This is a genomic window from Thiocapsa sp., assembly GCF_018399035.1.
Classification (GTDB): Bacteria; Pseudomonadota; Gammaproteobacteria; order Chromatiales; family Chromatiaceae; genus Thiocapsa.
Window position 1 is genome coordinate 3,673,203 of the sequence record NZ_CP073760.1, and the last position, 24,683, is coordinate 3,697,885.

At 64.2% G+C, this 24,683-nt stretch carries 27 protein-coding genes; 5 read left to right on the plus strand and 22 right to left on the minus strand.

Annotated elements, in window-relative coordinates; all coding sequences use genetic code 11:
* Nucleotides 1-27: 27 nt before the first annotated feature.
* From KFB96_RS16710 to KFB96_RS16780, 15 genes are all read right to left on the minus strand, one after another.
* A complete protein-coding gene (locus tag KFB96_RS16710) occupies nucleotides 28-621 on the minus strand; it encodes a hypothetical protein (RefSeq protein WP_300970416.1) in 594 nt (197 codons plus the stop codon).
* Complete coding sequence (gene gspM / locus KFB96_RS16715; RefSeq protein ID WP_213457256.1) at nucleotides 618-1,232, minus strand: type II secretion system protein GspM; 615 nt, start codon at nucleotides 1,230-1,232, stop codon at nucleotides 618-620. The genes KFB96_RS16710 and gspM overlap by 4 nt, the downstream gene beginning before the upstream one ends.
* Complete coding sequence (locus KFB96_RS16720; protein WP_213457254.1) at nucleotides 1,229-2,326, minus strand: PilN domain-containing protein; 1,098 nt, start codon at nucleotides 2,324-2,326, stop codon at nucleotides 1,229-1,231. The genes gspM and KFB96_RS16720 overlap by 4 nt, the downstream gene beginning before the upstream one ends.
* Nucleotides 2,327-2,432: 106 nt before the next feature.
* Nucleotides 2,433-3,359 carry a general secretion pathway protein GspK gene (locus tag KFB96_RS16725; protein ID WP_300971721.1) on the minus strand — a complete coding sequence of 309 codons (927 nt, stop codon included), beginning with the start codon at nucleotides 3,357-3,359 and terminating at the stop codon, nucleotides 2,433-2,435.
* Between the two features lie 5 nt (nucleotides 3,360-3,364).
* Nucleotides 3,365-4,051 carry a prepilin-type N-terminal cleavage/methylation domain-containing protein gene (locus tag KFB96_RS16730; RefSeq protein WP_213457250.1) on the minus strand — a complete coding sequence of 229 codons (687 nt, stop codon included), beginning with the start codon at nucleotides 4,049-4,051 and terminating at the stop codon, nucleotides 3,365-3,367.
* A 225-nt stretch (nucleotides 4,052-4,276) separates the two neighbouring features.
* Nucleotides 4,277-4,684 (minus strand): prepilin-type N-terminal cleavage/methylation domain-containing protein, encoded by a 408-nt coding sequence (locus KFB96_RS16735; protein WP_300970417.1) that lies wholly within the window; start codon nucleotides 4,682-4,684, stop codon nucleotides 4,277-4,279.
* Complete coding sequence (locus tag KFB96_RS16740; RefSeq protein ID WP_213457246.1) at nucleotides 4,681-5,145, minus strand: GspH/FimT family pseudopilin; 465 nt, start codon at nucleotides 5,143-5,145, stop codon at nucleotides 4,681-4,683. The genes KFB96_RS16735 and KFB96_RS16740 overlap by 4 nt, the downstream gene beginning before the upstream one ends.
* A gap of 37 nt (nucleotides 5,146-5,182) precedes the next feature.
* Complete coding sequence (gspG, locus tag KFB96_RS16745; protein WP_213457244.1) at nucleotides 5,183-5,611, minus strand: type II secretion system major pseudopilin GspG; 429 nt, start codon at nucleotides 5,609-5,611, stop codon at nucleotides 5,183-5,185.
* A gap of 101 nt (nucleotides 5,612-5,712) precedes the next feature.
* The gene (locus KFB96_RS16750) at nucleotides 5,713-6,921 is read right to left on the minus strand and encodes a type II secretion system F family protein (protein WP_213457242.1); all 1,209 of its coding nucleotides are present in this window, start codon (nucleotides 6,919-6,921) and stop codon (nucleotides 5,713-5,715) included.
* Between the two features lie 95 nt (nucleotides 6,922-7,016).
* Nucleotides 7,017-8,894 (minus strand): type II secretion system ATPase GspE, encoded by a 1,878-nt coding sequence (gene gspE, locus KFB96_RS16755; protein WP_213457240.1) that lies wholly within the window; start codon nucleotides 8,892-8,894, stop codon nucleotides 7,017-7,019.
* A complete protein-coding gene (locus KFB96_RS26910) occupies nucleotides 8,887-9,135 on the minus strand; it encodes a polysaccharide biosynthesis protein (RefSeq protein WP_300970418.1) in 249 nt (82 codons plus the stop codon). Before KFB96_RS26910 ends, gspE begins: the two co-directional genes overlap by 8 nt.
* Nucleotides 9,132-10,178, minus strand: coding sequence for a glycosyltransferase family 4 protein (locus KFB96_RS16765; protein WP_213457238.1), 1,047 nt, complete (start codon nucleotides 10,176-10,178; stop codon nucleotides 9,132-9,134). The genes KFB96_RS26910 and KFB96_RS16765 overlap by 4 nt, the downstream gene beginning before the upstream one ends.
* Nucleotides 10,179-10,231: 53 nt before the next feature.
* A complete protein-coding gene (locus KFB96_RS16770; protein ID WP_213457236.1) occupies nucleotides 10,232-10,786 on the minus strand; it encodes a DJ-1 family glyoxalase III in 555 nt (184 codons plus the stop codon).
* Between the two features lie 56 nt (nucleotides 10,787-10,842).
* Nucleotides 10,843-12,189: a S41 family peptidase gene (locus KFB96_RS16775; RefSeq protein ID WP_300970419.1), complete on the minus strand. Its 1,347-nt coding sequence runs from the start codon at nucleotides 12,187-12,189 to the stop codon at nucleotides 10,843-10,845.
* 130 nt (nucleotides 12,190-12,319) lie between these two features.
* A complete protein-coding gene (locus KFB96_RS16780; protein ID WP_213457232.1) occupies nucleotides 12,320-13,771 on the minus strand; it encodes a peptidoglycan DD-metalloendopeptidase family protein in 1,452 nt (483 codons plus the stop codon).
* Nucleotides 13,772-13,949: 178 nt separating this feature from the next.
* On the opposite strand from KFB96_RS16780, the gene KFB96_RS16785 reads away from it, so the two are divergent.
* From KFB96_RS16785 to KFB96_RS16800, 4 genes are all read left to right on the plus strand, one after another.
* On the plus strand, nucleotides 13,950-14,318 hold the full coding sequence (locus KFB96_RS16785) for a helix-turn-helix transcriptional regulator (RefSeq protein WP_213457231.1): 369 nt from the start codon (nucleotides 13,950-13,952) through the stop codon (nucleotides 14,316-14,318).
* Nucleotides 14,319-14,487: 169 nt separating this feature from the next.
* Nucleotides 14,488-14,916, plus strand: coding sequence for a rhodanese-like domain-containing protein (locus tag KFB96_RS16790; RefSeq protein ID WP_213457229.1), 429 nt, complete (start codon nucleotides 14,488-14,490; stop codon nucleotides 14,914-14,916).
* 99 nt (nucleotides 14,917-15,015) lie between these two features.
* Nucleotides 15,016-15,516, plus strand: a complete 501-nt coding sequence (gene secB / locus KFB96_RS16795) for a protein-export chaperone SecB (protein WP_213457227.1) — start codon at nucleotides 15,016-15,018, stop codon at nucleotides 15,514-15,516.
* Nucleotides 15,517-15,524: 8 nt separating this feature from the next.
* The gene (locus KFB96_RS16800; protein WP_213458198.1) at nucleotides 15,525-16,553 is read left to right on the plus strand and encodes an NAD(P)H-dependent glycerol-3-phosphate dehydrogenase; all 1,029 of its coding nucleotides are present in this window, start codon (nucleotides 15,525-15,527) and stop codon (nucleotides 16,551-16,553) included.
* A 145-nt stretch (nucleotides 16,554-16,698) separates the two neighbouring features.
* Here the strand turns inward: KFB96_RS16800 and KFB96_RS16805 are convergent, their stop codons facing one another.
* Nucleotides 16,699-17,175, minus strand: a complete 477-nt coding sequence (locus tag KFB96_RS16805) for a tRNA (cytidine(34)-2'-O)-methyltransferase (RefSeq protein ID WP_213457225.1) — start codon at nucleotides 17,173-17,175, stop codon at nucleotides 16,699-16,701.
* A 174-nt stretch (nucleotides 17,176-17,349) separates the two neighbouring features.
* Between KFB96_RS16805 and KFB96_RS16810 the strand changes: the two genes are divergently transcribed.
* Nucleotides 17,350-17,574, plus strand: a complete 225-nt coding sequence (locus KFB96_RS16810) for a hypothetical protein (protein WP_213457223.1) — start codon at nucleotides 17,350-17,352, stop codon at nucleotides 17,572-17,574.
* 83 nt (nucleotides 17,575-17,657) lie between these two features.
* On the opposite strand, the gene KFB96_RS16815 is transcribed toward KFB96_RS16810, so the two are convergent.
* The 6 genes from KFB96_RS16815 to KFB96_RS16840 all read right to left on the minus strand — a co-directional run bounded on the left by KFB96_RS16815 (nucleotide 17,658) and on the right by KFB96_RS16840 (nucleotide 24,528).
* Nucleotides 17,658-18,041: a hypothetical protein gene (locus KFB96_RS16815; protein ID WP_366931468.1), complete on the minus strand. Its 384-nt coding sequence runs from the start codon at nucleotides 18,039-18,041 to the stop codon at nucleotides 17,658-17,660.
* Nucleotides 18,042-18,129: 88 nt separating this feature from the next.
* Nucleotides 18,130-19,590, minus strand: coding sequence for a nitrogen regulation protein NR(I) (gene ntrC, locus KFB96_RS16820; RefSeq protein ID WP_213457219.1), 1,461 nt, complete (start codon nucleotides 19,588-19,590; stop codon nucleotides 18,130-18,132).
* Complete coding sequence (gene glnL / locus KFB96_RS16825) at nucleotides 19,583-20,665, minus strand: nitrogen regulation protein NR(II) (RefSeq protein WP_213457217.1); 1,083 nt, start codon at nucleotides 20,663-20,665, stop codon at nucleotides 19,583-19,585. The genes ntrC and glnL overlap by 8 nt, the downstream gene beginning before the upstream one ends.
* A gap of 215 nt (nucleotides 20,666-20,880) precedes the next feature.
* Nucleotides 20,881-21,393, minus strand: coding sequence for a DUF4124 domain-containing protein (locus tag KFB96_RS16830; protein WP_213457215.1), 513 nt, complete (start codon nucleotides 21,391-21,393; stop codon nucleotides 20,881-20,883).
* 94 nt (nucleotides 21,394-21,487) lie between these two features.
* Nucleotides 21,488-22,891 (minus strand): glutamate--ammonia ligase, encoded by a 1,404-nt coding sequence (gene glnA, locus KFB96_RS16835; protein ID WP_213457213.1) that lies wholly within the window; start codon nucleotides 22,889-22,891, stop codon nucleotides 21,488-21,490.
* Nucleotides 22,892-23,373: 482 nt separating this feature from the next.
* Nucleotides 23,374-24,528 carry a cation diffusion facilitator family transporter gene (locus tag KFB96_RS16840; protein WP_213457211.1) on the minus strand — a complete coding sequence of 385 codons (1,155 nt, stop codon included), beginning with the start codon at nucleotides 24,526-24,528 and terminating at the stop codon, nucleotides 23,374-23,376.
* Nucleotides 24,529-24,683: the final 155 nt, after the last annotated feature.

Sequence of the window (24,683 nt, forward strand, 5' to 3'; positions counted from 1 at the left end):
TCGGCTCGGCTCGGCCGGCCGATGCGGTCAGTGGTCCTGGGTGTCATTGGTCCGGGGATCCGCGGGTTGAAGCACCCGGGGCGGACGCCGCGGGACCGGCATCGGGGCAGCCGGGCTGGGTGTTTTTCCGTAATCGCGCAATATTAGCGCATCCTGCTCGCCTTGTCGCTCCAGTAGGATACGATCCGGGAGGATGGTCTGAACGGACCAGCCCTCCAGATCATCGCCGATGCGCAGACGTCTGAGCCGGGGTTGATTCGGATCCTGGACCCACGCCGAGACCAGGGTCGGCGTGATGATCACCGCGCTCAGGTTCATGCCGTCGAGCGAGGTCAGCACATCCGGCTCGAGCTGTGACTGCGCGTCCGGATCGACCTCCTCTTCCGGTCGGCGCTGGGGACGAAACAGCGGTCGGTCGGTCACGCTCGCGTAGGCATCTTTCGGATCGGGGGGCGGCAATTGCGCTGCGGCGTCCGGCTCGCTCCCGACAGGCGCGCTCGAAGCCGCCGCGGATGACGCATCGAGTCCGGCGCGCGACGGACCGGGCGGCCAATCCTTCCATTGCAGGGCAAGCAACAGGATCAGGGCGAGCACGAGGAATCCGGGGAGCCACTTGATCAAGTGTCACCTCCGAGGGTAAATCCGAAGATGTCGATCCGGACCGTCAGCTCGCCAGCCGGATTGACGGGCGGGCGACGAATGGCGCGTCTGCGCGGATCGGCAGCAGGCTGCTGAGGGCGGGCCGAGGAGCGCACCGAGACCTGATCGACGAACAGAAAAGGCCGCGCCTGCTCGAGATCGTAGAGCACATCCAGAAGGGTCTCGGTCGACCCTTGAATCTGGGTGCGCACCCGCACCCGAGGGGGACTTTCCTCCGGCGGCCCGGGCAGGATCTGGGTACTGATCAGACGGCCGCTGGCCGCGGTGACGATATCCTGGACCTGACGCTGAAGTTCGGCACCCGCCAAGGCCGCTGTCGGTGCATCGAAGTAGAACGCCTTGAAGCTCTCGTTGGCGCGGACCCGCTCGAGCTCCTCGCGCAACTCGGGTAGGGTGGCGATCATTCGCCGATAGCGCACGAGCTGATCCTCGCCGTCGGCGATCCGGGCGGAAAGACCGCTCATCTCGCTGCTCCACGCCATTGCCAGGCCGCCGATCACCAGAAGCGGAACCGACAAAAGCACAACCCACGCCAGAACACAGAGGATCTTCGGATGCGATAGGGCCTTCATTCTCCCCTCGCACGCGTGAACAGCAGCGAAATATTGAAGCGCTCCTTGCCGGTCTGCGGGACCTGCGTTACGGGCGAGCGAAACGACACCTCGTCGATCCCGGGAGCCTCCTCGAGCAGTGCGATCAAGGCGGTCGCTTGTCCGGATTCGCCGCGCAGCTCGACCTGCCCGTTGTTGTAGTCGAGGGTCTGGATCCAGGTGTCGTCCGGGATGCGGTCGCTCAACTCGCGCAAGAGGACGAGGATGTTTGGTTCGTCACGTTTCTGTTGAAGCACCGCCGTGCTTCCCAAGCGCGCCCGCTCGAGCTCTTGGCGCAAATCGTCGACCGCGACCGCCTCGACGCGTGCCCGCCGCACCTCGGCATCGAGTGCGTCGGCGGTCCGCTTCTGCTGCCACAGCGGTCCGACGAGGGCGACCGCGAAGAGCAGCACGACCGCTGCCCAAAGCAACTTGTCGGCACTGAAGAGGTCGAGACGGCGCTTCGGGCGCTCTGCCGCCGGCAAAAGGTTGGCCGAGGGCCAAGCCCCTTCCCAAGCGATCCGATCGATCGGCGCCCCCGCATCGCGCATGCGCTGGACCCAGGCCGCTGCAAGATCGCGGCGGCACAAGGCGAGCTCGACTTTTAGGCGCGGGGCGCCTTTCGGGCCGGGCTTGGCGAGGAAATCGTAGAGGACGTCGCCTGCTTGGAACGGCGAGAGGCGATCGAGCTCGAAGCGTATTACCTGCGGAAGATTGGCACGCACCTGCGACGGCAGCGAGACGGTGCGGGTCAGGATGTCCTCGCGCGGCATCATCAAGATCCGTGTCGGGGAACGTTCGGGTCCGGTTCGTGCGATCTCGGGGAGCGGAAACGCCATATCGAGCCCGAGCTCACCGACAGGCTCGCGCTCCTCGCCGGTCATCAGGAACAGATGCGCGGTCGATGCCTCGGGCTCGATGATCAAACGACGGTCGCGGCGCGCGAGAAAATGTCGAACCGGGATCGGCAGACAGGCCACGAGCGAGCGGCGGACGATGCGGTAGATCTCGTCGAGATCCGCCACGGGGCCGCTCGGGAGCTGGCCGAGGAATTTGAGTGGGTCGCTGAGGGACATGAGTGCCGGTCGGAATGGGGTTATCGATCCGCGTCGGATGCCGCAAGCTTGTACTTGCGGTCAGCCGACCCCTTAAGTGTACGTCCACCGGTCGCCGAGACGCCAGTCAACCGGCATCGGCTTCGATGTCGATCGGCGCCGACGGCGCACCGGGCAGACCGTAACGGCGCCAACGCAACTGATAAGGCGGCTGCTGTCCGGGTGTGGTCTCGATCAGCGCCTCCATCCTGCGTCCGCCGGCGCCCGCACCGGTTTCCGAGACCTCGATCCGGTAGAGCGGTCCTGCCCGATCGACGAACCGAGGTCCGCTGCTGTCTTCGAACAGAGGCGAATCGCGCTGGACAACGCGAAGCTGTGCATCTTCGAACGGGATCCCCTGGCTCGCGGCGATCGCGGCCGCGGAGGCGAAGCGTTCGTCGAATCCGGCCCCTTCGAGATCGACACTGACCTCCGCGGCCAAGCGCGCGTAGATCTCGGGTGTCATCCCGAGAACCTGCATCAGCTCCTCCACGGCCTCGAAGGGCGCATCCTTTGCCCCGAGGGTCCGGCCGGCATCGCGGTAGTCGCGATCCTCCGCACCGTTCAGGAGCGACAGATCGTCCTCGTCGCGCCAATCGACGATAGCTGCCGCGAGCGACGTCGCCGGATCCTCCTCCATGCCGAGCGTCACGAGGAGCGCCGAGAGCAGCTCGGGCGGCGCCTGGTTCAGATCGATCCGCGAGCCCTCGTTGAAGACCCGGATCGCAAGATCGACCCCGCCGAACCGCCAAGGCACCGCCACCCCGTTGGGCAACCAAGCGGAAACGTCCGGATCGGTCGCATCGGGCGGCGGCATCGCAAAGACCAGGACCGTGAAGGCGATGGCGGCATCCGCGGCGGCCCGAAAGCGTGCTCCCGAGACATGATTGTCGCTCAGCGCCGTCTCGGTTCGCTGCGCCGCGGTCATGCCGACCGCCATGACGGTGAGCAGGGTCAGCACCCAGAGCACCAGGACCAAGGCGATGCCCCGCTGACGCGGGGCGCGCCGGCGCACCCCGGTCAAAAGAGGCGTACCGGCAGGCTGACCAGCAGATCCGGCCAGGACTGCGCGGGCGTGGCCATACGAATTTGCAGCAGGGTCGGCATGGTGGATTGTCCGAGCCACTCCTCATGCCAATCGGGCTCGATCTCCCCGTCGGCGGTCCCGAAATAGGCGATCTGAAACGCGGCGACGCGATCCAGGAGCAGGGTCCGGCCGAAGGCGCCGGCTGCGGCATCCGTGTCGAGCGGAGTCGAGTCCAGTGCGAAGCCCGAGTCCGCCTCCAAGGGCTCCCAGGCCGGGATCTCGTCGGTTCCCTCGAGCACCTCGGGATGAACCAGCCAGCGCGTCAGGACCAGACTCACGTCTTGACCGATCGGCACAAGCCCGAGACGCAGGATGTAGAGTCCGGGCACGCCGACCTGCGTGGACAGCGGTGCGACAAACTCCAAGCGCTCGCTGTCGCCGGCGAAGACACTGATCATCCGGGCGTCGAGCGTCAAGGTCGTCGCCCGCGTCTGACTCAGGGTCGACATCAGAAAGTCGCGCGTGACCCGAACCTCGGAGACGCGCTCCGAGACGGCGTCGACGCCTTCCCATGCGCGTGAACCGAGGCTCAGGCCGGAAAAGAGCATCAGCGTGATGAGACTGACGATCGCAAGGGCGATGAGCAGCTCGATCAGGGTAAAGCCCTGGGTGTCCCGCAACCGACCCCGGACTCTCGTTGCAGGCGTCCTAGGCCAAGCCGCGGCGAAGACAGCGATCCGACAGGGGCCCGTCTTCGCCGGGAAACCGGGGCGACCGGGGCGACCGGTGCCGACACGTCCAAAATCACTAAGACGCAGACTCCTGAACCGCGTCTGCTGCGACGATCGCTGACTCATTCGAGGCCGATCACGGTTGAAAACGCTCCATGGCATGGCGGACGCGGTTCAGAACCGCTCGCCGAGACGTAAGGTCGAAAGCGTGAGGCTGCGGACCTGGCTCCCGTCCTCCCAGAGTGCGGTCGCGTTGACACGGTAGGGCGTGGCTGGCGGCTCGGCACCGAATTCCTCGCCCAAGGTGACCGGGAGGATGGTGATCTCCCATGCGATGCCGCCCTCGGGGTCGCCCGAGACGGCACCTTCCTCCAAGGGGATCGCCGTTCCGACCGCGTTCAGCTTGGACTCGGCCAACGACGCGGCGCGGCTGTACTGAGAGGACAACAGGGTGGTCCGCGCGGCTTGCGAGAAGATCTGCATCAGCACCCCGAGCGATACGGAGAGGATGGCGAAAGCGACCAACACCTCGAGCAGCGAAAAGCCGGACTGCCGTCTTCTTCGATTCCGCAAGGTCTTCACCGCGCGCTCCAAGGTGCCATACGGATGCGCCCCGTCAACCAAACAACGCCGACCTGGTACCCGGAATCGTCGCTCGCCAGGATGATGCGGCCCCCCGTCGAGCTCCCGTCGGGAAAGAAACGAATCGCCCCGCGCTGCTCATCGAGCATCTCGCGATCGGCGGCCTCGAGCGTGACATCCAGACGCTTGGGCAGCGTCAGGCTACGGTGCCCGGCAAGCTCGAGACGGCGTTGCTCGACGTCCACGACCAAGGCGACCTCCGCTCCCTGACGGATCGCGGTTTCCCGTGCCAGGCGGAGGCTGCTCACGGTGCGGCGCGCAGCGGCCTTCATCTCCACGCCCGGCATGGCCGCCGAGAAGAGCGGCGGCACCGCAGACATGGCCAACGCGGCGATCGCCAGGACCACGAGCAGCTCCACCAGGGTGAAGCCGCGGTGCCCACGCCCGGATGGGGAGCTCAACGGGGTATCCGCGCGAGACGGCGAGTCCGTACCGTCGTCAATCCCAACTGCGGATGTCAGCGTTCTCGCCGTCGCCGCCCTCGCGGTTGTCCGCGCCGAGCGACCAGATATCGAAGGCGCCGTGCTCGCCGGGGAAGCGGTACTGATAATCGAAACCCCAAGGGTCTTGCGGGACGTCGCCCTTTCTCAGGTAGGGACCGTTCCAGTTCTGGATGTTCGCCGGTCGCTCCACGAGGGCTTGCAGACCCTCGGTCTGGGTCGGATAGCGCCCGACCTCCAAGCGGTACATGTCCAGCGTCGCGGCAAGGTTTTCGATCTGGAGCTTGGCCGTCTTGCTCTTGGACGAGCCGAGGAAGTTCATGACTTGCGGACCGACCAGCCCCGCCAGCAGGCCGAGGATCGCGAGGACCACGAGCAGCTCGACGAGCGTGAAGCCACGAAGACGCTTTGAATGATTCGATTGCATAGACAGGCTCTGATGACGTTGAAAATTTGTGGTCATTGTAGGGGGCGGATGCTGCAGGGCCAAGGCGATCCGGACGCGCGGACGGGTCAGGGACGAGCGGGTCAGAACACCAGCTCGTTGGCTCCGAGGATGGCCATCAGGATCGAGATGATGATGCCGGCGACGACCACGCCGAGCCCGATGATGAGAATCGGCTCGAGCAACGTCAGCATACTCTGGACGCTGTTGCGGGTCTCCCGATCATAAATGCTCGCCACCTTCGCCAGCATCGCATCCAGACTGCCGGACTCTTCCCCGACGCGGATCATCTGCAGCGCAAGAGCGGGCAAGACCTCGAGACGGGCCAAGGGTCCGGCAAGACCGCGGCCGTGCTTGAGGTCATCGCCGGCCTCGTTGAGCAGACCCGAGAGTTTCCGATTGGAGACGACCTCTTTGGCCAGCGTCAGGGCACTGAGCAGGGGCAAGCCATTCTTCAGGAGCGTCGCCAGGGTATGGCAGAGTCGCGCCGTCTCCATCTTCCAGATGAGATCTCCGAACAGCGGCACGCCCAGCACCTTGTGGTCGAACCGGTCGCGCACCGCCGGATCCTGAAACCAACGCTCCAGCACCACGGCGATCAAGGCGATGCCGACCAACATGGCCCACCAATAGTTGCGGAAGAGATCGCCGGTGGCGACCACGATCCGGGTCGGCAGCGGCAGGGCCTCGCCCATGTCGTCGAAGAGCACCGTGAACTGGGGCACGACGAAGACCAGCAGCATGATGACCGACAAGGCCGCGACCACCAAAAGGATGGAGGGGTAGACCAGCGCGGAGGTGATCGTCTGGCGCAGCTCGGCGAGTCGTTCGAGATAATCGGCGAGCCGATTCAGGACCTGATCCAGGGCTCCGCTGGCCTCGCCCGCGCGCACCATATTGATGTAGAGCCGCGGGAACTGCCCGTCCTGCAGGTCGAGCGCGCTCGAGAAGGTCGCGCCGCCGCGCACCCGTTCCTGCAGGTCCGACAGGACCTGGATCAGGTGCTCCTCCTCGGTGAGATCCACCAGGATCTGGAGCGAACGGTCCAGCGTCATCCCGGCCTCGAGGAGCGTCGCCAGCTCGCGGGTCAGGATGCCGATCTCCTTTTGATTGATGCGCCGACGTCGTGTCCGCACGAAGCGCGCACGCAGGCCCGCCGAGGAGCGCGTCTCGATCGGGATCAGTCCTTCGGACTGGAGCTGGCGCACCAGCGCGGCCTCGTCGACCGCCTCCTGCTCGCCCTCGACGCTCTCACCGTCGAGCTTGACCGCCTTGTAGAAATATTTCGGCACTTCAGTCCTCGGTTGAACCGCGTCGCGTGCGATATGCAGCGGATTCGCGTTGGATCGGCGTCGAGCGACTCAATCGATGTCGCAGGAGACGCGGCTCAGTCCACGCTCGGCTCTTCGCCTGCCTCGGCGACACGCAGCACCTCCTCGATCGTCGTACGACCGTCGAGCGCCTTGCGCAGGCCATCCAGGTACATGGTCTCCATCCCCTCGGCGACCGCGATACGGCGGATCTCGGTCGCGGTCGCGTGGTTCAGCACCGCCTTGCGGATATGATCGGTCATGAGCAGAACCTCGGTGATGACCAAACGGCCGCGATAGCCGGTCCCGTTGCAGGCGTCGCAACCGACTGCCCGGTGCAGCTCGACGTCCTCGGGCGCGGCCCCGATGGCCTCGAAACGCACCGCCAGCTCGGGGATCGCCGGATAAGCCTCCTGGCAATGCGGGCAGAGTTTGCGCACCAGGCGCTGGGCAAGGATGCCGTTGATCGTGGAGGTGAGCAGATAGTCCTCGACACCCATCTCGAGCAGGCGGGTGACGCCGCTGGCCGCGTCGTTGGTGTGCAGGGTCGAGAGCACGACATGCCCGGTGAGGGCCGACTGGACGGCGATCCGGGCCGTCTCCAGGTCGCGCATCTCGCCGACCATAATGACGTCGGGATCTTGCCGGACAATGGCGCGCAGGGCACTGGCGAAGGTCATGCCGATCGCGCTCTTCACCTGGATCTGGTTGATCCCGGCCAACTGGTATTCCACCGGATCCTCGACCGTGATGATCTTGCGCTCCTCGGTGTTCATCCGACTGAGCGCCGTATAGAGGGTCGTACTCTTGCCCGAGCCGGTCGGCCCCGTCACGAGCAGGATGCCGTAGGGTTTCTCGAGGATGAGCCTGAGGCGCTCGCGCGGGGAGCCGTCGAAGCCGAGTGCATCCAGGTCGAAGCGTACGCTCTCCTTGTCGAGCAGACGCATGACCACGCTCTCGCCGAACATGGTCGGAACGGTCGAGACACGCAGATCCAGCTCCCGGCCCTGGATGCGGATCGGGATGCGTCCGTCTTGGGGCAACCGCCGTTCGGCGATATTGAGCTTCGCCATGATCTTCACGCGCGAGATGACGGCGGCGGTCGAGCGCACGGGCGGTGCATCGACCTCCTTGAGGATCCCGTCGACGCGATAACGCACCTTGAGCTGGTCGGCGAAGGGCTCGATGTGAATATCCGATGCGCGCGATTCGAGCGCCTTTTGGATCAGCTGATTGACCATCCGGATGACCGGTGCCTCGCTGGCCAGGTCCTTGAGGTGCTCGATGTCCTCCTCGTCGAAATCGCCCAGTGCCGCGTCGGTGCTCTCCGGGGCGTCTTCGACCTTCGCATAGAGGCGTTCCAGGGCCAGCTCGATCTCGCTCGGCAGCCCCACGAGTGCCTTTACGGGTTTGCCTGCCGCCATCTGCATGGACTCGACCGCGAACCGATCGATCGGATGGGCGAAAGCGATCTGGATGCCGTCCTCGTTCTCGGACACGGGGAGAACCTTGGCGTCCTTCAAAAACCGCAGACTGAAGAGATCCTCGCGCAACGGCTCGGACGGGAAGGTGCTCGCGTCGGCCAGGGGAAGCTCGAGCACGTCGCACATGGCCTGCGCCATGTCGCGCTCGGAGATGAGTCCCAAACGAACCAGCATCGGCAAGAGGGGGTCGCCCGCCTCGTCGGCGAGACGCCTCGCCCGCGCGAGATCGCCGGGCGAGAGCTTCCCGGACGCGTGCAGGTGGGCCACAACTCGCCCTTCCGGGGGCGGCTGCGCATAGACGGCGGCCTTCGGGGTGGGATCGCTGTCGGGCTCCGTGGACATGTCTGCGGCCGGAGCAACAACGTCGTCGGGGGTTTCAGCGAGCGTTTGCGACCCGGCAAACATCCCGTCGAGATCATCGCGCCTCGCCCTGATGCTCGGTGCCTCTTCGAGGACGGCGTCGTCATGCATCGGCATTTCTCCGGTCTTGAGCGGCCTCTGTCGAGAGGATTTGGTCGCGCGATTCAGGGTGCCATTCAGGCAAGACGTTCGCCATCGCGGAGCGATCGTCGACGGCTGCAGCCTGCTCGATTTGGCGACTGAACAGCGGCACCACGCTGCCCGCGGATCCGAGGACATTGCCGAATCGCACGGTGATGTCCTGCGAGAAGGCGGCGGTACACCCGCGCAGACGGTCGAGCAGCGGATTCATGAGCGCTCCGTCGAGGCGGTGCGCTCGACCAGTCGTACCTTCAGATGGATCAAGGCATAGATCATCGCCCAAGCCCCGATCAGCAACCACTGCTCATGCGGCGGGAGGCGCGGCGCGGCCACCGCGCAGGCCGCTGCGGCGGCCATGAGGGGATAGGCCCTCGACAGGGTTCGACGATGGCTCCATCCGGCCAGAACCAATCGCTGATAGTGATGCGAGCGATGCGGCTCCCAGATGCGCTCGCGCCGCGCCAAACGGGCCAACAGGGTCCAGGTCGCGTCCAGGATAAAGGGCGAGAAGGCGAGCCAGGCGCTCCACAGCGGGAAGAGTCCGAGATGGGCGCCCCACAGCGAGAAGGCAGCCACGAACAACCCCAGACTCGACGAACCTGCGTCCCCCAAAAAGATCCGTGCCGGCGGAAAATTGCCGGTCAGAAACCCGGCGCCGGCCAAGGCTATACAGGCCGAAGCCAGCGCAAAGAGGGGTTCGCCTCCGGACCAGCCCAGGATCGCGAACGCTGAGAATCCGAACAACGCCATCCCTGCGGCGAAGCCGTCCATCCCGTCCATGAAGTTGTAGAGATTGATGAGCCAAACGACATAGACGAGGGTCAGCACGACGGCGACCCATCCCGGAAAGACCAGGACCCATCCCGGCAGATCCAGCAGAGCCCAGCGCAGTTCGCCGCTGATCAACAGGAGGGCCGCGCCGAGCTGGACGACGAGCCTCAGGCGACGCGACACCTCGCCGAGGTCGTCGAGATAAGCGATGCCCGCGACCGGCAGCAAGGCCGCCGCGATCCATCCCAGCTCGGGCGCGGAGATCCCGAGTGCGGCCAGCACCAAGAGCGGCGCACTCGAGCCGATCAGAACGGCCAGACCGCCGCTGCGCGGAACCGGTGTACTGTGCAGCGAGCGCGCGTTGGGGTAATCGAGCGGTCCGCGGCCGGCAGCCCCGTGCGAGGCCAACCAGCGGGTTGCGCCGACACTCAACAAAAACGAGGCAAAGGCTACGGCAGCCGAAATCGGTGGGTCGAGGGGCATAGTCCTTGTGTCCTGGGCTCACGGGTCTTCGGGCCGGCAGCTTCGTTATCCCGTCAGAGGGTTCGGACCAATCCGCGCTCGACTTGGTCGCGCGATTCGCGCCCGAGCAAAAGCTCGATCAGTTGCAACGCGAAGTCCATTGCCGTACCCGGGCCGCGCGAGGTCACGAGGGTTCCGTCGACAACGACTGCGGCGTCGCTGAAGTCGACCGTCGGATAGGCCGCTGGATCGACAGCTCCGGGGTAGGCGGTCGCCGATCGCCCGTCGAGCAGTCCGGCACGCGCGAGAACCTTGGGCGCGGCGCAGATCGCCGCGGTGAAACGGCCCGCCGCATGCTGACTCCGAAGCAAGGCGATGATGCGGGGATCCGCCGCGAGATGGTCGGCTCCCGGCAGCCCGCCCGGCAGGACGATCATGTCGAAGGTCTGTTCCAGTACATCCTCGAGTCTGGTGTCCGCGATCAAGAGGGTTCCCCGGCTCGCGGTCACCGGCCGGTTATCCAGCCCGGCCGTCACCACATCGATTGCGGCACGGCGCAGCAGATCGATGATGGTCACGGCCTCGAGCTCTTCGCATCCCTGAGCGAGGGGAACGAGTACCCTTGGCATAATCCACTCCGAAGTTGACCGAGAGCGCCTTGGCGGACGTCACTCGAGGGCACCGACTAGGGAGTGCCCAGCTGGCCGAAAATATTCAATGCCTTCAGAACATTGAGCGCTTCTGCGAGTTGGAAGTCCTCCGCGACGAGCGACCCCTTTTGGGCGGCGTCCTCGGATGCGGATTCCGGGGCCTCGTCCCCGAGGTGACGAACCAGATCGGACTCCTTTAGGTCCGCCACGCCGTTCGCAGCCAGAGGTTTGAACTCCCCGCGCTCGAGCTCGATGTCCGGAGTAATCCCTTGGGCCTGAATCGAACGCCCGGAGGGCGTGAAGTAGCGGGCGGTCGTGAGCTTGAGCGCAGTGGAGTCGTCGATCGGCACGATGGTCTGGACCGAACCTTTGCCGAACGTCTGGTTACCCATGACGATGGCGCGTTTATGGTCCTGTAGGGCACCGGCGACGATCTCGGACGCCGAGGCGCTGCCGCCGTTGACCAGCACGACGATCGGAGCACCGGACAGGATGTCGTCGGGTCCGGCCTGGAACTGGAGCTTGCTGTCTTCCTGACGACCCTCGGTGTAGACGATCAGACCGCCGGTCAGAAAGGCGTCGCTCACCCCGACCGCGCTGTTGAGCACGCCGCCGGGGTTGTTGCGCAGATCGAGCACGAGACCCTTCAGCGCGCCGTCGTTTGCGCCCTTGAGGGCGCCGACCGCCGCGAGCAGGTCCTCGGTGGTCCGCGCTTGAAAATGCGAGACCCGAATGTAGCCGAAGCCGGGCGCGAGTGTGCGGCTGCGCACGCTGGCGACCTGAATGATTGCCCGCTCGAGCGTGACGTCGAACGGAGGCTCGTCGCCGGAACGCATGATGGTCAACGCGATGCTCGTGCCGGGCTCGCCCCGCATCAAGGTCACCGCATCGTTCAGACTCATCCCCTTCACCGGCTTCTGGTCGATACGCACGATGGTATCGCCGCTCTGAAGGCCCGCGCGTTGTGCCGGCGTGTCGTCGATCGGCGCGATCACCTTCACGAAGCCGTCTTCCATTCCGACCTCGATCCCGAGACCGCCGAACTCGCCGCGGGTGCCGACCTGCAAATCCTGAAACTCTTCGTTGTCGAGATAAGCCGAGTGCGGGTCGAGGCCCGCGAGCATGCCACGGATCGCTCCCTCCAGGAGGAACTTGTCCTGGACACCCTCGACGTATTCTTCTTTGATGCGCCCGAAGACCTCGGCAAAGGTTCGAAGCTCGCCGAGCGGGAGCTCACTCGCGGTCTCGACCGTCGTGGTCATGGTCTCGGGGATATCCGGGCTTTCGATCGTCTCGGCGAAGGCGCGATCTCCCGGCGCACCGGGCCAGACAAGACAAATCCCGAGAATCAAGGTCGAGGCAAAAGGTAGGGGTCGGGTCATGGCATGCATCATGGAGTCACGTCGGTTGGAATCGACACGCCGCTCGGCGGGGCGTGCATCGCGCGGCCGGAACCATCCGATCCGCGATTGCGGAACGATGACCTAGCATCGCATGTTTTCGCTGTTTTCGTCAGGTTGATCCGGACGCTTGGTTGCAGGCGGTCGCGCCGAGGGATGGCCTTCGTTGCGGTCTGCGTTGTGATTTGATCGGTTCGGCGCCGACGCGTTCCCGCAGCCCGTAAAGATCGCCCCGACCCGCGCCGGAGATGGATCCCTGCCGAGCCGCTCCGCCGCACCAGCCCACGGGGTCCTCCGGCTTGCCGTTGTGACGAATTGCGAAGTAGAGCACGGGCTCGTCTCGACCGCCGCTGTCGCCGCTCAGAGCGATGACCTCGCCGGTGGCCACCCACTCGCCGGACTCCTTCAGAAGCGCCTCGTTGTGGCCGTAAATCGACATGTAGCCATCACCGTGATCGATCACCAAGAGCAACCCGAACCCACGCAGCCAATCGGCGTGGATCACCCTCCCGTCATGCACGGCGCGCACCTCTTCGCCGTGTCGCGCCGCCAGCAATACGCCGTCCCAGCGCAGCTCCGAATCGGGTTTGAGCGTTCCGAACTCGGCAAGGACCTCCCCGTGTAGTAGAGGCCACGCCAAGCGCCCTCGGCGCTCCGGAAACGGATCACGCCGGATATCGAGCTCGGCACGGATCTGAGCACGCTGACGCAGGTGCTCGACCAAGAGCCGCAGCGCCTCGGCATCCCGCTCGAGGACCTCGAGATTCTCCGTTTGGCCGGCGATGCTGGCTTCCAATCGATCCAAGACTGCGGCGCGTTCTTGCCGCGCGGCCTCCAAGCGAAGCCGCGCCGTCTCTTGGCGGCGTGCGAGATCGATCAGGCGCTCCGCCTCCCGCTCGGCATCGTGGGCCAGGCGCGTGAGCCGCTCGACGCGCGCCTGGATGGCCGTGATCCGACGTAGCTGTTCTCGATTCAGATACGCGAAATACGATAGGATACGGCTCGCTTGAGCGGTATCTTCTTGATTCAAGAGAAGACGTAGGCGATCGGCCCGACCCATGACATAAGCGGTGCGAACCAGGTCCGCCCAGAGCGCGAGCTCCTGCTCGAGAGCGGCGTACTCCTCGAGGTGACGCACCCGCAGCGCCTCCGCGACGCGGGTCTGCTCGGCAACGGCGCGCGCCGACTCCCTGCCGCTGACGGCCGCCTCGGCAACCTCGCGCTCCCGAACCTCGAGGTCCGCGATCAAGGCACGGCGGTCCGCGTGCTGCTCGATGAGCTCCCGACCGACCGACTCGACCTGCCGCTGAATCTCCTGAAGGTCCTTCGCGTGCGTATCCAAGGTCTCGTCGGACGCCGTCTCCGCCGACGCCGCAGCTGCCGACGCCAAGACGCAGGCCAGCGCCAAGCGCGCAACGCGGTGCCCGATCCAATCGAGCGCACGGTGACGCCTGTGATCGAACGGCTCGCGGTGAAGCCGCTCGGGATGTCCTGTTGCGACGGTCCTGGGCACGGCGGTGAGGGAGTGAGTCGTGGTGCGAATCGGTCGTCTGATTATACGCATCGTCCGAGGCCCGATCGGAAACCCTGGAAAGAACCGACAGCCGACCGTGCGGCACCCTCGGCCTTCGGCAGCGCGACCCTCCTCGTCGGGCAAGCTCCGGCTACGGGGTACATGTGCTTCGCACTCTGCCGGAAAGAGTTTATTATTGTATGCTTAACAATTGATGAGACAGGATCCGATGGTGAGCAATCTGAGCCAGCCTTCCCGCCCGGTCCTGAACGACCCGGTCGACAACCCCGACGCGAGCAACCTGTTCGCGGACGATGCCGACATCGAGCGAGCGTCCCGATCGCTGAAAGCCATGTCGCATCCCTTGCGTCTGAAGATCCTCTGTACCCTGGGTGACCAAGAGGTCAGCGTCCAGGAGATCGTGGACCACGTCGGAACCTCGCAGAGCAACATCTCCCAACATCTGGCGATTCTGCGGGACAAGGGCATACTGGCCTCGCGCAAGGATGCCAACCGCGTGTATTACCGGGTGAGCGACGGCAGAACCCTCCAGCTGATCGGGATGATGCGTGAGGTTTTTTGCCAGCACACCCACTGAATCGATGCACTGCGGGATGACGCCCGCGTCCCTCCTCCTTATAATTCGCCACCTTAATCATCCCGAGGGCAGTCGCGGGCAACTGCAGCCCCGGTGTGCTCGACCTCGGGGTCGAGGCGCCGGTCGCGGCGTTCCCGACGTCTCGCCCAATCAATGAGATCGCAGAGCGATGCTGTTAGACCAAATCGTGGAGTTTGTCGGAAGCCACTGGTACCTTTTCGTGGCGTTGTTCGTCATCTTGGGGTTGCTGACCCACAACATCATCGTGGGCGGTAAAGGGAGCGTCGAGCCTTTGGCAGCGACCGAGATGATCAACCACCAGGACGCGGTGGTCATCGACGTTCGTCCGGCGGCCGATTTTGCAAAGGGCCACATCATCAACGCGATCAACGTCCCGATGAACGGATTCAAGAACCAGATCGCCACGCTGACAAAGCACAAGCCCAAACCGATCATCATCAATTGCCGGTCCGGGGCTCAGTCGTCCATGGCCTGTAGCCAACTGCGAAAGGAAGGGTTCGAGCAGGTCTTCAACCTGCACGGCGGCATCATGGCGTGGGAAGCCGCGAGCCTGCCGCTCACGCGCAAAAAACGCTGAGGCGGTCACCCGTCCCCGGTACCGGGATCGACCGCGCCGGCGCCCGACCCCCCGTCTTCGATCCAACCGTCGATCCATCCTTCGATAAGGAACCACAACATGGCCGAGAATGCGCAAAGCAACGACCCCCGCACCCAACCGGAGCGACAGTTCTCCGTCCAACGGGTCTACGTCAAAGACGCGTCATTCGAATCTCCCAATGCGCCGGACATCTTTCGCGGCGAGTGGAAGCCCACGCATGAGCTCAATGTCAGCACCAAGGTCAATCGGATCCAGGACGACCTTTTCGAGGTCGTGCTCTCCGTGACCGTTTCGGCACAGCTCGGGGAGAAGACGGCCTTTATCGTCGAGGTCCAGCAAGCCGGGATCTTCGGCATCGCCGGTTTTGCCGAGCAGGAGATGGGCGCCATGGTCGGTGCCTACTGTCCCAATCTGCTCTTCCCCTACGCCCGCGAGGTCGTCTCCGATCTCGTGTCGAAGGGGAGCTTTCCTCAGCTCGTTCTGCAACACGTCAATTTCGATGCGCTCTTTGCGCAGCATCAACAGGACGCGATGCAGCGCGTCAAGGGCGACGCCGCCGAGCCGCCGAGCCAGCATTGAGCGCGACCATGCCGGCCGATACCCTAGAGGCCGATTCCACGAAGGCCGCAATCGCGGTTCTGGGTGCCGGATCCTGGGGAACGGCTCTCGCCATCCTGCTGTGCCGTAATGGACACCGCGTGCGGCTGTGGGGTCACGAGATCGAGCAGATCGACGCCTTGCGTCGCGATGGCGAGAACCGACTCTTTCTGCCGGGAGTCCCGCTTCCCGACGGACTGTCTGCGACTGCGTCGCTGGACGACGCGCTTGCCGGGGCGAGCGACTGCCTGATCGTGGTTCCGAGTCACGCCTTTCGACGCGTAGCGGAACAAATCGCGCGGCAACTTCCCGCTGCGATGGGCGTGGCTTGGGCGACCAAGGGTCTCGATCCGGCAAGCGGGGAGCTGCTCCACGCCGTGGCCCGGGAAAGCCTCGGCGCCCGCGCGCTCGCGGTGGTGTCCGGGCCCAGCTTTGCTCAGGAGGTCGCGCACGGACTTCCGACCGCCGTGACGGTCGCCTCGTCCGATGCCGCGTTCGCCGAGCGGATTGCACGGCTGCTGCACGGGGAGCGGTTTCGCGCCTATACGAGCTCGGATATCGTCGGTGTCGAGGTGTGCGGAGCCGCCAAGAACGTGCTCGCGATCGCCACCGGGATCGCCGACGGTCTCGGGTTCGGCGCCAATACCCGCGCCGCGCTCATAACGCGTGGGCTTGCCGAGCTAATTCGGGTCGGCACCGCCCTGGGCGGTCGCAAGCAGACCTTCATGGGTCTCGCCGGCATCGGCGATCTGGTCCTGACCTGCACGGACAACCAGTCGCGCAACCGGCGGATGGGTCTTGCGCTTGCTGCCGGCGCGAGCTTGGCCGATGCACAGTCCAAGATCGGCCAAGAGGTCGAAGGTGTCGTGACGGCGCTCGCCATGCATCGGCTCGCGTCGCGCTTGGGCATCGAGATGCCGATCAGCGAGCAGGTCTACCGGGTGCTTTACGAAGGCGTCTCGCCCGAGAGCGCTACCCGCGCCTTGCTCGAGCGCGAGCCGAAGGCGGAGTTCGGCTGAACCGCGTTCTTTGTGACGGCCGCCGTCTCGGGGCATGAGAAGAGCCTCGTCTCGAAAAAGGGCCATGTCGGGATACGGTTTTGGCGCGAACATGGCCATCCTGCCTTGGATCGGTCATGTCGGCGGCGCCTGGTAGCGGCGCGGATCACCCTTCTCGCACGATAGCCCCTTCGAACCCTGTTTGACGCCATGCCTCGAAAGCAACGACCGCAACGGCGTTCGAGAGATTCAGGCTGCGATTGCCCGGACGCATCGGGATATAAAGGCATCGATCGGTCGGGAAGGTGTCGAGCAGGGCTTGCGGGAGACCTCGTGTCTCCGGGCCGAATACAAAGGCGTCGCGCGCTTGATAGTGCGGCGTCGTATAGGCGGTCGAGCCTCGGGCCGTGAGCGCGAAGAGCCGCTGCGGGCGGATCGCCGCAAGGCAGGCTTCCATCGTTTGATAAACTTGGACCTCGGCCCATTCCCGATAGTCGAGCCCGGCACGCCTCAGCAAGCGATCCTCCAGCTCGAAACCGAGCGGCTCGATCAGGTTGAGTCGCAGACCGCTGTTGGCGCAGAGCCGCATGACGTTGCCGGTATTGGGCGGGATCTCGGGCTCGTAGAGGATGACATCGAACATCGCTGATCCAGGTGGGCAGGGCGTGGGCGGGAAGGTCGGTCGCGGCCGGAATCGATGGACCCGCGAACAGTTTCGGCGGTTGACCGAGGCGTCTGGCTGCATGCTATATTAAGGTTTGTGAAAGTTCTAACTTCGCCGCTCCAAGGCGGCTAAAAACCCCATGAGGACACCGACATGAGCGATATCGCCGCGCTGAAGAAGGAAAAGCAGGAGTTGATCGAGAAGATGCTCGGGATGCAGAAGCAGTTCATCGACCACGAGCATGAGCACGGGGTTTCAGGCAAGGATTACTGGGCGGCGACGGACGGCTTGCTGGTCAATTATCGGCAGGACTACCAGGATATGGCCAACCGCGTCATCGACATTGCCCATGAGATCGTCGGCTCTGCGCGCAACTGAGCAGATTCGCTCGCCATGACTGAAGTCCGCGTCCGAAACATCGGACGCGGCTCACAACAAAAAGTGGCTCCGGGAAACGCCGATCAGCGTAGATGCTCGATGTATTTGGGTGTTTCCCGCATGTCCAGTCTGATCGCCGTTCCCCGAGCAACGAACGGATCCGCAACCCCCTCGAAACTCAGCACACAGCGCGCATGTCCTCGACTCTCGAGCGGGATCGGGACCATATCGCGATAGGTGAAGATGTTGTCTTCGATATCCCCTCCCCGACAGACGAGCGGGCCGCCCGGAATCGTCGAGGTTTCCTCGACGCCGTCGATCACGAGATCCCCTGCCTGCCGCCAACGCGTCCGCTCGCTCGAGCCCGTCATCGTCTTCACGAGATAGGCCCGCGAGAAATGCAGGCTCAGACGTCCGTCCTGCAAATCGATCGACGAGATCTCCGAGCCCTTCAGGTCGATACTCATACTGTCCAAGTCTTTCTCCGAATCTGTAATGCGCTACCAAGAGTGGAATCATCGAGCCGGTGGCCGCCGAGCCTGTCCCTCGATCCGCCTACCCGATTTGGGGGCGCCGCGCTGAATCCTCATCGGCCGAGTGCTCCTCCGGGTCGATCTCGATATCCAGTTGCAACTCCTTAATCTTACGCGTCAGGGTGTTGCGTCCCCAGCCGAGGAGTCGCGCAGCCTCTTGCCGACGCCCGCCGGTATGCTCCAAGGCGGTCTGGATGAGGATTTGCTCGAACACCGGCATGGCCGTATCCAGCAAGGCACCCTGTCCCTGTTTGAGGCTCTGACGGACCCAACGGCGAAACACGGTCTCCCACGGCTCGTCGCGAACCGGCTCGGAAAACGAGGCATTGAGCTCGGGCGGCAGATCCTCGGCGTGAATCTCTTTGCCCGAGGCCATGACGGTCACCCAGCGGGCGGTGTTCTCGAGCTGGCGGACATTGCCGGGCCACTCAAGCCGCTTCAGGTGATCGATCGCACTCGGCGCGAGCACCTTCGGCTCGCACGTCAGCTCCAGGGCCGCTTGGGCGAGAAAGTGCCGCATCAAGACGGGGACGTCTTCACGCCGATTGCGCAGCGCGGGGAGATGAATCCGGATGACGTTGAGACGATGGAACAAGTCCTCGCGAAAACGTCCTTGCCGAACCAATTCCTCAAGGTTTTGGTGCGTCGCCGCGATGATCCTCACGTCCACCCGCGTCGGGGCAACGCCGCCGACTCGGTAGAACTCGCCGTCGGCGAGCACCCGCAGGAGTCGGGTTTGAAGCTCGGCGGGCATATCCCCGATCTCGTCCAGGAACAAGGTTCCCCCGTCGGCCTGCTCGAATCGCCCTTCGCGACGACTTTGGGCCCCCGTAAAGGAGCCCCGCTCGTGACCGAACAGCTCCGACTCCAGAAGATCCCTTGGGATTGCGGCCATGTTCAAGGCGATGAAGGGGCGATCGCTGCGCGGACTGTGGCGGTGCAGTGCGCGTGCAACCAACTCTTTCCCGGTTCCGGATTCGCCGTTGATCAGAACCGTGATGTTCGAGCGCGCAAGCCGGCCGATCGCCCGAAAGACCTCCTGCATGGCAGGGGCCTCGCCGATGATATCCGGCGCCTTGGTCATCACGATCTCTTCGGGGCGCTCCTCGCGACCGCGCCGGCAAGCCCGGTTGACCTGTACCACGGCCTCGTCGAGATCGAATGGCTTGGGCAGGTATTCGAAGGCACCTCCATGAAATGCCGACACCGCGCTGTCGAGGTCGGAATGTGCGGTCATGATGATCACGGGCAATCCGGGATAGCGGGCCGAGACCTGTCGCAAGAGATCCAGCCCGTCGATCCCGGGCATACGGATATCGGTCAGGATGACATCCGGCTGCTCGCGCTGGAGTGCTTCCATGACACCGACCCCGTTGGAGAAACAGGTCACGTGCATCTCGGCCTTGCGCAGGGCGCGCTCGAGCACCCACCGGATGGACCTGTCGTCGTCGATGACCCAGACCTTGGGCTCGCGATTATTCATAGTCCGTCTCCAACGGCAGATAGACGTAAAACGTGGTCTCGCCCGGCCGACTCTCGCACTCGATGAGGCCTCCATGTTGGCTGATGAGCTCTTGGGCGATGGGTAGGCCCAGCCCGGTACCGCCTTGGTGGCCCGAGACCATCGGAAAGAAGATTCGATCCTCGATCTCCAGCGGGATTCCGGGTCCGTTGTCGCGGATCTGCGCCTGCAGCACAAGGCGATGACGACGGTTTCCGATCGTGAATTGACGCAGAACTCGGGTGCGCAGCTCGATGCGCCCCGTCATTCCCGCCGCGGCGGAGGCGTTGCGAGCCAGGTTCAGGAAGGCTTGAATCAAGCGGTCCTGATCGGCCATGAAATCGGGGATACTCGGGTCATAGTCGCGCTGCACGCGCGGGCCGGTCGGCGACTCCGCGAGGATGAGTCCGCGGACATGCTCCAAGACATTGTGGATATTGACCAAGGCTCGGCGGGGCATGCGACTGGGCCCGACCATCCGGTTGACCAGGTCCTGGAGTCGGTCGGCCTCGTCGATAATGATTCGCGTGTATTCGCGCAACCCCGGGTCGGGAAGCTCCTGCTCGAGCAGCTGCGCAGCGCCGCGCAACCCGCCGAGCGGGTTCTTGATTTCGTGCGCTAAACCGCGGATCAAGGCCTGGGTTGCCTGGTGCTGAGAAAGCAGATGCTCCTCACGGGTGATGCGGAGTTGACGGTCGACCTGCGCGAGCTCCACGAGCACTTGATCGTGCGCATCAAAGTGGTGCAGCGGCAGGACGGTGCAGTTCACCGTCTTGGTGCGTCCGTCGCCGGCAACGACGTTGATCTCACGCTCGGTGAAGGGGTGACGCGACTCCAAGGCGGCCTTCAAACGCGCTTCAACCTGCTGGTCGGGGCAGGGAAGCAGGTTGAGTGCATGGTGTCCGATCATGTGTCGTGCACTGATCTCAAAGAGCATCTCGGCCGCGGGATTGATATAGAGAAGACGTAAGTCCTTATCGAACAGGAGGACGGCCGTGTTCAGGTGATCGAGGATCGTCCGCTCTAGGGCCGGCTTCGGCGCTGGCTGAATACTCATAATCTCTCATCCGAACGGCTGACAAGGTCGCGCGTGACCGTGGGCGCACGCGAAGACGGAGGGTTTGAGGTCGACGCTCGGGCTGCGGGAGGCTTACGCAGACAAACGGCGCGACACGCGGACTCTGGCGTGCATTTCGACACCGACGACATGCGAAAAGCATACCATCGCAGCTCGGCTCAGTCGTTCGGGAACGACAGTTCAATCAGGCAGGCTTAGGGCAATACCCCGGGGGGGACGGATTGGCGCAGCTCAAGCTCGAGCGACGAAGTGGTCGCGACCACCGTGCCGAGCGCATCCTGCACACGCGCCTGGATGCGGTGTGCCTCGAAGCCGACACCCTCGACTTGAAATCGCGTCGCTCCCGCCTCGACGGGGACCGCACGATCATCGAGCATGAGATCGAGACGATGTCCTTCGAGCAGCGGCGGATCCAGCTCGAGTTGAATCTCGAGTGTGTCGGTCTGCTGAACCAGGACAGCGCCGGCGGACGGTGTCAGGATGTCGAAGGCCGCGTAGGGTCCGAGAAACGGGGCATCATCCGACGGCGCCGCGCCATCGGAGTCGCCGGCTGGACCCGTCTCGGGAACAATGCGCTGCGCCTCCGCATCCGGAGGCCGTCGATCCGAGAAGTGGGTGCGTCCGTCGGCGTCGACCCAGCGAAAGATCTCGGCACTCCAAGCGAAGGGCGTCAAGAGAGCGAGGACTATGAACGCGTGTCTCATCATGGTCGAAGAATAGTCGACCCGGATTTCGGGCTCAACCGGAAACGACAGAGGCCCCTGACGGGGCCTCGTCGGCACGCTCGAGAGCAGCCCTGGTCTAGAGGCTGTAGTACATGTCGAACTCGACCGGGTGCGTGGTCATCCGGATGCGTGTGACCTCGCCCATCTTCAGAGCGATATAGGCGTCGATCAAATCGTCGGTGAAGACTCCGCCGGCGGTGAGGTATTCCCTGTCTTGGTCCAGATGCTCCAAGGCCATGTCCAGAGAGTGGCAGACCGTCGGGATGGCCTTGGCCTCTTCGCGCGGCAGATCGTAGAGATCCTTATCCATGGCATCGCCGGGGTGGATCTTGTTCTGGATGCCGTCCAGACCGGCCATCATCATCGCGGCGAAAGCCAGGTAGGGGTTGCAGGTCGAATCCGGGAAACGGACCTCGATCCGACGGCCCTTGGGACTGGCGACATAGGGAATACGAACCGAGGCGGAGCGGTTGCGCGCCGAATAGGCGAGCATCACGGGGGCCTCGAAGCCCGGCACCAAACGTTTGTAGGAGTTGGTGGAGGGGTTGGTCAAGGCGTTGAGAGAGCGGGCATGCTTGATGATCCCGCCGATGTAGTAAAGCGCCGTGTCGGACAAGCCTGCGTACTTGTCGCCGGCGAAGATATTCTGGCCGTCCTTGCTCAGCGACTGGTGCACATGCATGCCGCTGCCGTTGTCGCCGACCAGGGGCTTGGGCATGAAGGTCGCGGTCTTGCCGTAGGCATGGGCGACGTTCTGGACGACGTACTTGGTGATTTGGTTCTTGTCGGCGCGCGATACGAGGGTATCGAACTGGGTGCCGATCTCGCATTGGCCCGCAGTTGCGACTTCATGGTGATGCACCTCGACCGGCACACCCATTTCTTCGAGCGCAAGACACATGGCTGCGCGAATATCGTTCAGCGAATCAACCGGCGGGACCGGGAAGTAACCGCCTTTCGTGCTCGGGCGATGCCCCATGTTGCCGTCGGCGAAGACGCGCTCGGAATTCCAGCCGGCCTCCTCGGAATCGATCTTGTAGAAGGCGCCGCTCATGTCCGCGCCCCAGCGTACATCGTCCAGGATGAAGAACTCGGGCTCCGGACCGAAGTACGCCGTGTCGGCGATGCCCGTGGACTTCAGGTAGGCTTCCGCGCGCTTGGCCAGGGAGCGCGGGTCGCGCTCGTACCCGGTCATGGTGTCGGGTTCCAGGATGTCGCAGCGGATGATCAGGGTGTTTTCGTCCGTGAAGGGGTCCAGCACGGCGGTGGAGGGTTCGGGCATCAGGACCATGTCCGACGCCTCGATGCCCTTCCAGCCCGCGATCGACGAGCCGTCGAACATCTTGCCGTCCTTGAACAGGTCTTCGTCGACCACCCTGACGGGCATGGAGACGTGCTGCTCTTTGCCGCGTGTGTCGGTGAAGCGAAGGTCGACGAACTTCACGTCGTTGTCCTTGATCATTTTGATCACGTCTGTCATTTGGGATTTCTCCGCTGCTGTGGGTTCTTGGGAAACATGGCCGGACGACGGCATGAAAGGTCTGTCGCCTTCGGGCGCACCGAGGCCGCTCGGAGCCTAGCAGGTCGCCCTTCAGGCTGCACGACTCGCGATGTGTCTGCGGGTCGCGGTGATTCGGTGTGTATGGATGTCCTCCGGGTCGGGTACGGAGACCGGGGACGACCGGCGCTATCGATCACCTCGGGGCCGTGTAGCATCTACCGAGCCAAAACATCTTTCGGGGTCTCATGCTGGCTGGATCGGTGCGTAGCCATTGCTCCGGATCACTCTCAAGACGTTGTTTAAATAAGGGTATCTCGGGAGCGACAAGAGTCTCTGGTTGGTCGCGGCAGCCCGAGACCAACCGATAAGGATCGGGCGGCAAGGCGATCCCCCGCATGCGTCATCATCGGCGCACCTCAATGAGGCTCGCCGGGAAAGAATGCACCGATGTAGTGCGTAGGCTACCCGAACAGGATTCGCACATCGCGGAACACCGGCTCGTCCTTGATCGCTGCGGAGAGCCGCTCGTGCAGAGCGGCCACATCCGCACCCTGTCGCCGACACGCGGCAAGCGGAAAATGGACCTCGATGTCGATCTGGCCCCGGAGATAATGGAAGACCATCCGTTCGCGCTCGTTCGCCTCAGGAATCGCCGACCAAAGCGACGCGAGACGGGCGAGCGCCTCGGCTCGCAGCGGGAGGCCGACTGGGGGAGGGAAGTGATCGTCGTCTTCGGGATCGATATGCACGGTCACATCGGTGATCTCGTCGATCTCTCGCTTGAGTCGTTGCTCGACCAACAGACTGATCATATGCCCTTCGGAGACGCTGACGAGGGGATCGACCAAGACGTGCACGTCGGCCGAGACCTGTCCGGCATAGCGGCGCGTGCGCAGCATATGGATATCACGCACGCCGCCGACCGACCGAATGGTCTCCTTGACCGCGCTCAGCCGCTCGGACTCCATGCCGGTATCGACGAGTTCGTTGATGGCCTCCCAGCCGAGCTCCCAACCGATCTTTGCGATCATAATCGCCACTACGACCGCCGCGATCGCATCCAGATAGGCCAGGCCAGCCATGGTCCCGGCAATGCCGACAAGGACGACCACCGAAGAAACGGCATCCGTTCGGTGGTGCCAAGCGTTGGCGCGCAGCAGATCCGACTTGACGCGTTTGGCATAGCCGAGCGTCCACCAGTAGAGCCATTCCTTGACCAGGATCGATGCCAGGGCCGCAAGCAGGGTCAATGGCTCCGGCCGGAGCAAGGCCGCCGGCTGAAACAGGCGCTCGATGGAATCCCAGGCGATGCCGACGGCCACCGCGATCAGCAGCAAACCCAACAGGAGGGTTGCAACCGTTTCGTACCGAGCGTGCCCGTATGGATGATCGTGATCGGGTCCTTGGCTGGCGCGGCGGCCGGCCAACAGGACCAGTAGATCGGACAAGAGATCCGAGAGCGAATGGATCCCGTCGGCAACGAGCGCTTGAGAGTGTCCGAACACCCCTGCGATGATCTTCACGACGGACAACACGAAATTAATCACGGCCCCGACGACGGCCGTGTGCGTCACGGCGTGGCGGCGTTCGGCTGACGCGTCTGTGGGCGTGCGCATGGTGGGAGGAATCAAGGTTGCGTTTGGAGGCCGGCTCGGGGCCGAGGATTCGAGCCGTCGATGGCGCTAGGGTACCAGGCGATGGCGCGTTTTGCGCGGACGGACGGTCGTGGCGACACGCCCTTCCGAGTCGGCCGCGCCGATCGGACTGCATC

Excerpts from the sequence above, each read along its gene's own strand:
- gspM (WP_213457256.1), bottom strand. The coding sequence starts at position 1,232 with ATGAAGGCCCTATCGCATCCGAAGATCCTCTGTGTTCTGGCGTGGGTT.
- KFB96_RS16720 (WP_213457254.1), bottom strand. The coding sequence starts at position 2,326 with ATGTCCCTCAGCGACCCACTCAAATTCCTCGGCCAGCTCCCGAGCGGC.
- gspG (WP_213457244.1), bottom strand. The coding sequence starts at position 5,611 with ATGCAATCGAATCATTCAAAGCGTCTTCGTGGCTTCACGCTCGTCGAG.
- gspE (WP_213457240.1), bottom strand. The coding sequence starts at position 8,894 with ATGCATGACGACGCCGTCCTCGAAGAGGCACCGAGCATCAGGGCGAGG.
- KFB96_RS26910 (WP_300970418.1), bottom strand. The coding sequence starts at position 9,135 with ATGAATCCGCTGCTCGACCGTCTGCGCGGGTGTACCGCCGCCTTCTCG.
- KFB96_RS16765 (WP_213457238.1), bottom strand. The coding sequence starts at position 10,178 with ATGCCCCTCGACCCACCGATTTCGGCTGCCGTAGCCTTTGCCTCGTTT.
- KFB96_RS16770 (WP_213457236.1), bottom strand. The coding sequence starts at position 10,786 with ATGCCAAGGGTACTCGTTCCCCTCGCTCAGGGATGCGAAGAGCTCGAG.
- KFB96_RS16775 (WP_300970419.1), bottom strand. The coding sequence starts at position 12,189 with ATGACCCGACCCCTACCTTTTGCCTCGACCTTGATTCTCGGGATTTGT.
- KFB96_RS16780 (WP_213457232.1), bottom strand. The coding sequence starts at position 13,771 with ATGCGTATAATCAGACGACCGATTCGCACCACGACTCACTCCCTCACC.
- KFB96_RS16785 (WP_213457231.1), top strand. The coding sequence starts at position 13,950 with ATGGTGAGCAATCTGAGCCAGCCTTCCCGCCCGGTCCTGAACGACCCG.
- KFB96_RS16790 (WP_213457229.1), top strand. The coding sequence starts at position 14,488 with ATGCTGTTAGACCAAATCGTGGAGTTTGTCGGAAGCCACTGGTACCTT.
- secB (WP_213457227.1), top strand. The coding sequence starts at position 15,016 with ATGGCCGAGAATGCGCAAAGCAACGACCCCCGCACCCAACCGGAGCGA.
- KFB96_RS16800 (WP_213458198.1), top strand. The coding sequence starts at position 15,525 with ATGCCGGCCGATACCCTAGAGGCCGATTCCACGAAGGCCGCAATCGCG.
- KFB96_RS16805 (WP_213457225.1), bottom strand. The coding sequence starts at position 17,175 with ATGTTCGATGTCATCCTCTACGAGCCCGAGATCCCGCCCAATACCGGC.
- KFB96_RS16810 (WP_213457223.1), top strand. The coding sequence starts at position 17,350 with ATGAGCGATATCGCCGCGCTGAAGAAGGAAAAGCAGGAGTTGATCGAG.
- KFB96_RS16815 (WP_366931468.1), bottom strand. The coding sequence starts at position 18,041 with ATGAGTATCGACCTGAAGGGCTCGGAGATCTCGTCGATCGATTTGCAG.
- ntrC (WP_213457219.1), bottom strand. The coding sequence starts at position 19,590 with ATGAATAATCGCGAGCCCAAGGTCTGGGTCATCGACGACGACAGGTCC.
- glnL (WP_213457217.1), bottom strand. The coding sequence starts at position 20,665 with ATGAGTATTCAGCCAGCGCCGAAGCCGGCCCTAGAGCGGACGATCCTC.
- KFB96_RS16830 (WP_213457215.1), bottom strand. The coding sequence starts at position 21,393 with ATGATGAGACACGCGTTCATAGTCCTCGCTCTCTTGACGCCCTTCGCT.
- glnA (WP_213457213.1), bottom strand. The coding sequence starts at position 22,891 with ATGACAGACGTGATCAAAATGATCAAGGACAACGACGTGAAGTTCGTC.
- KFB96_RS16840 (WP_213457211.1), bottom strand. The coding sequence starts at position 24,528 with ATGCGCACGCCCACAGACGCGTCAGCCGAACGCCGCCACGCCGTGACG.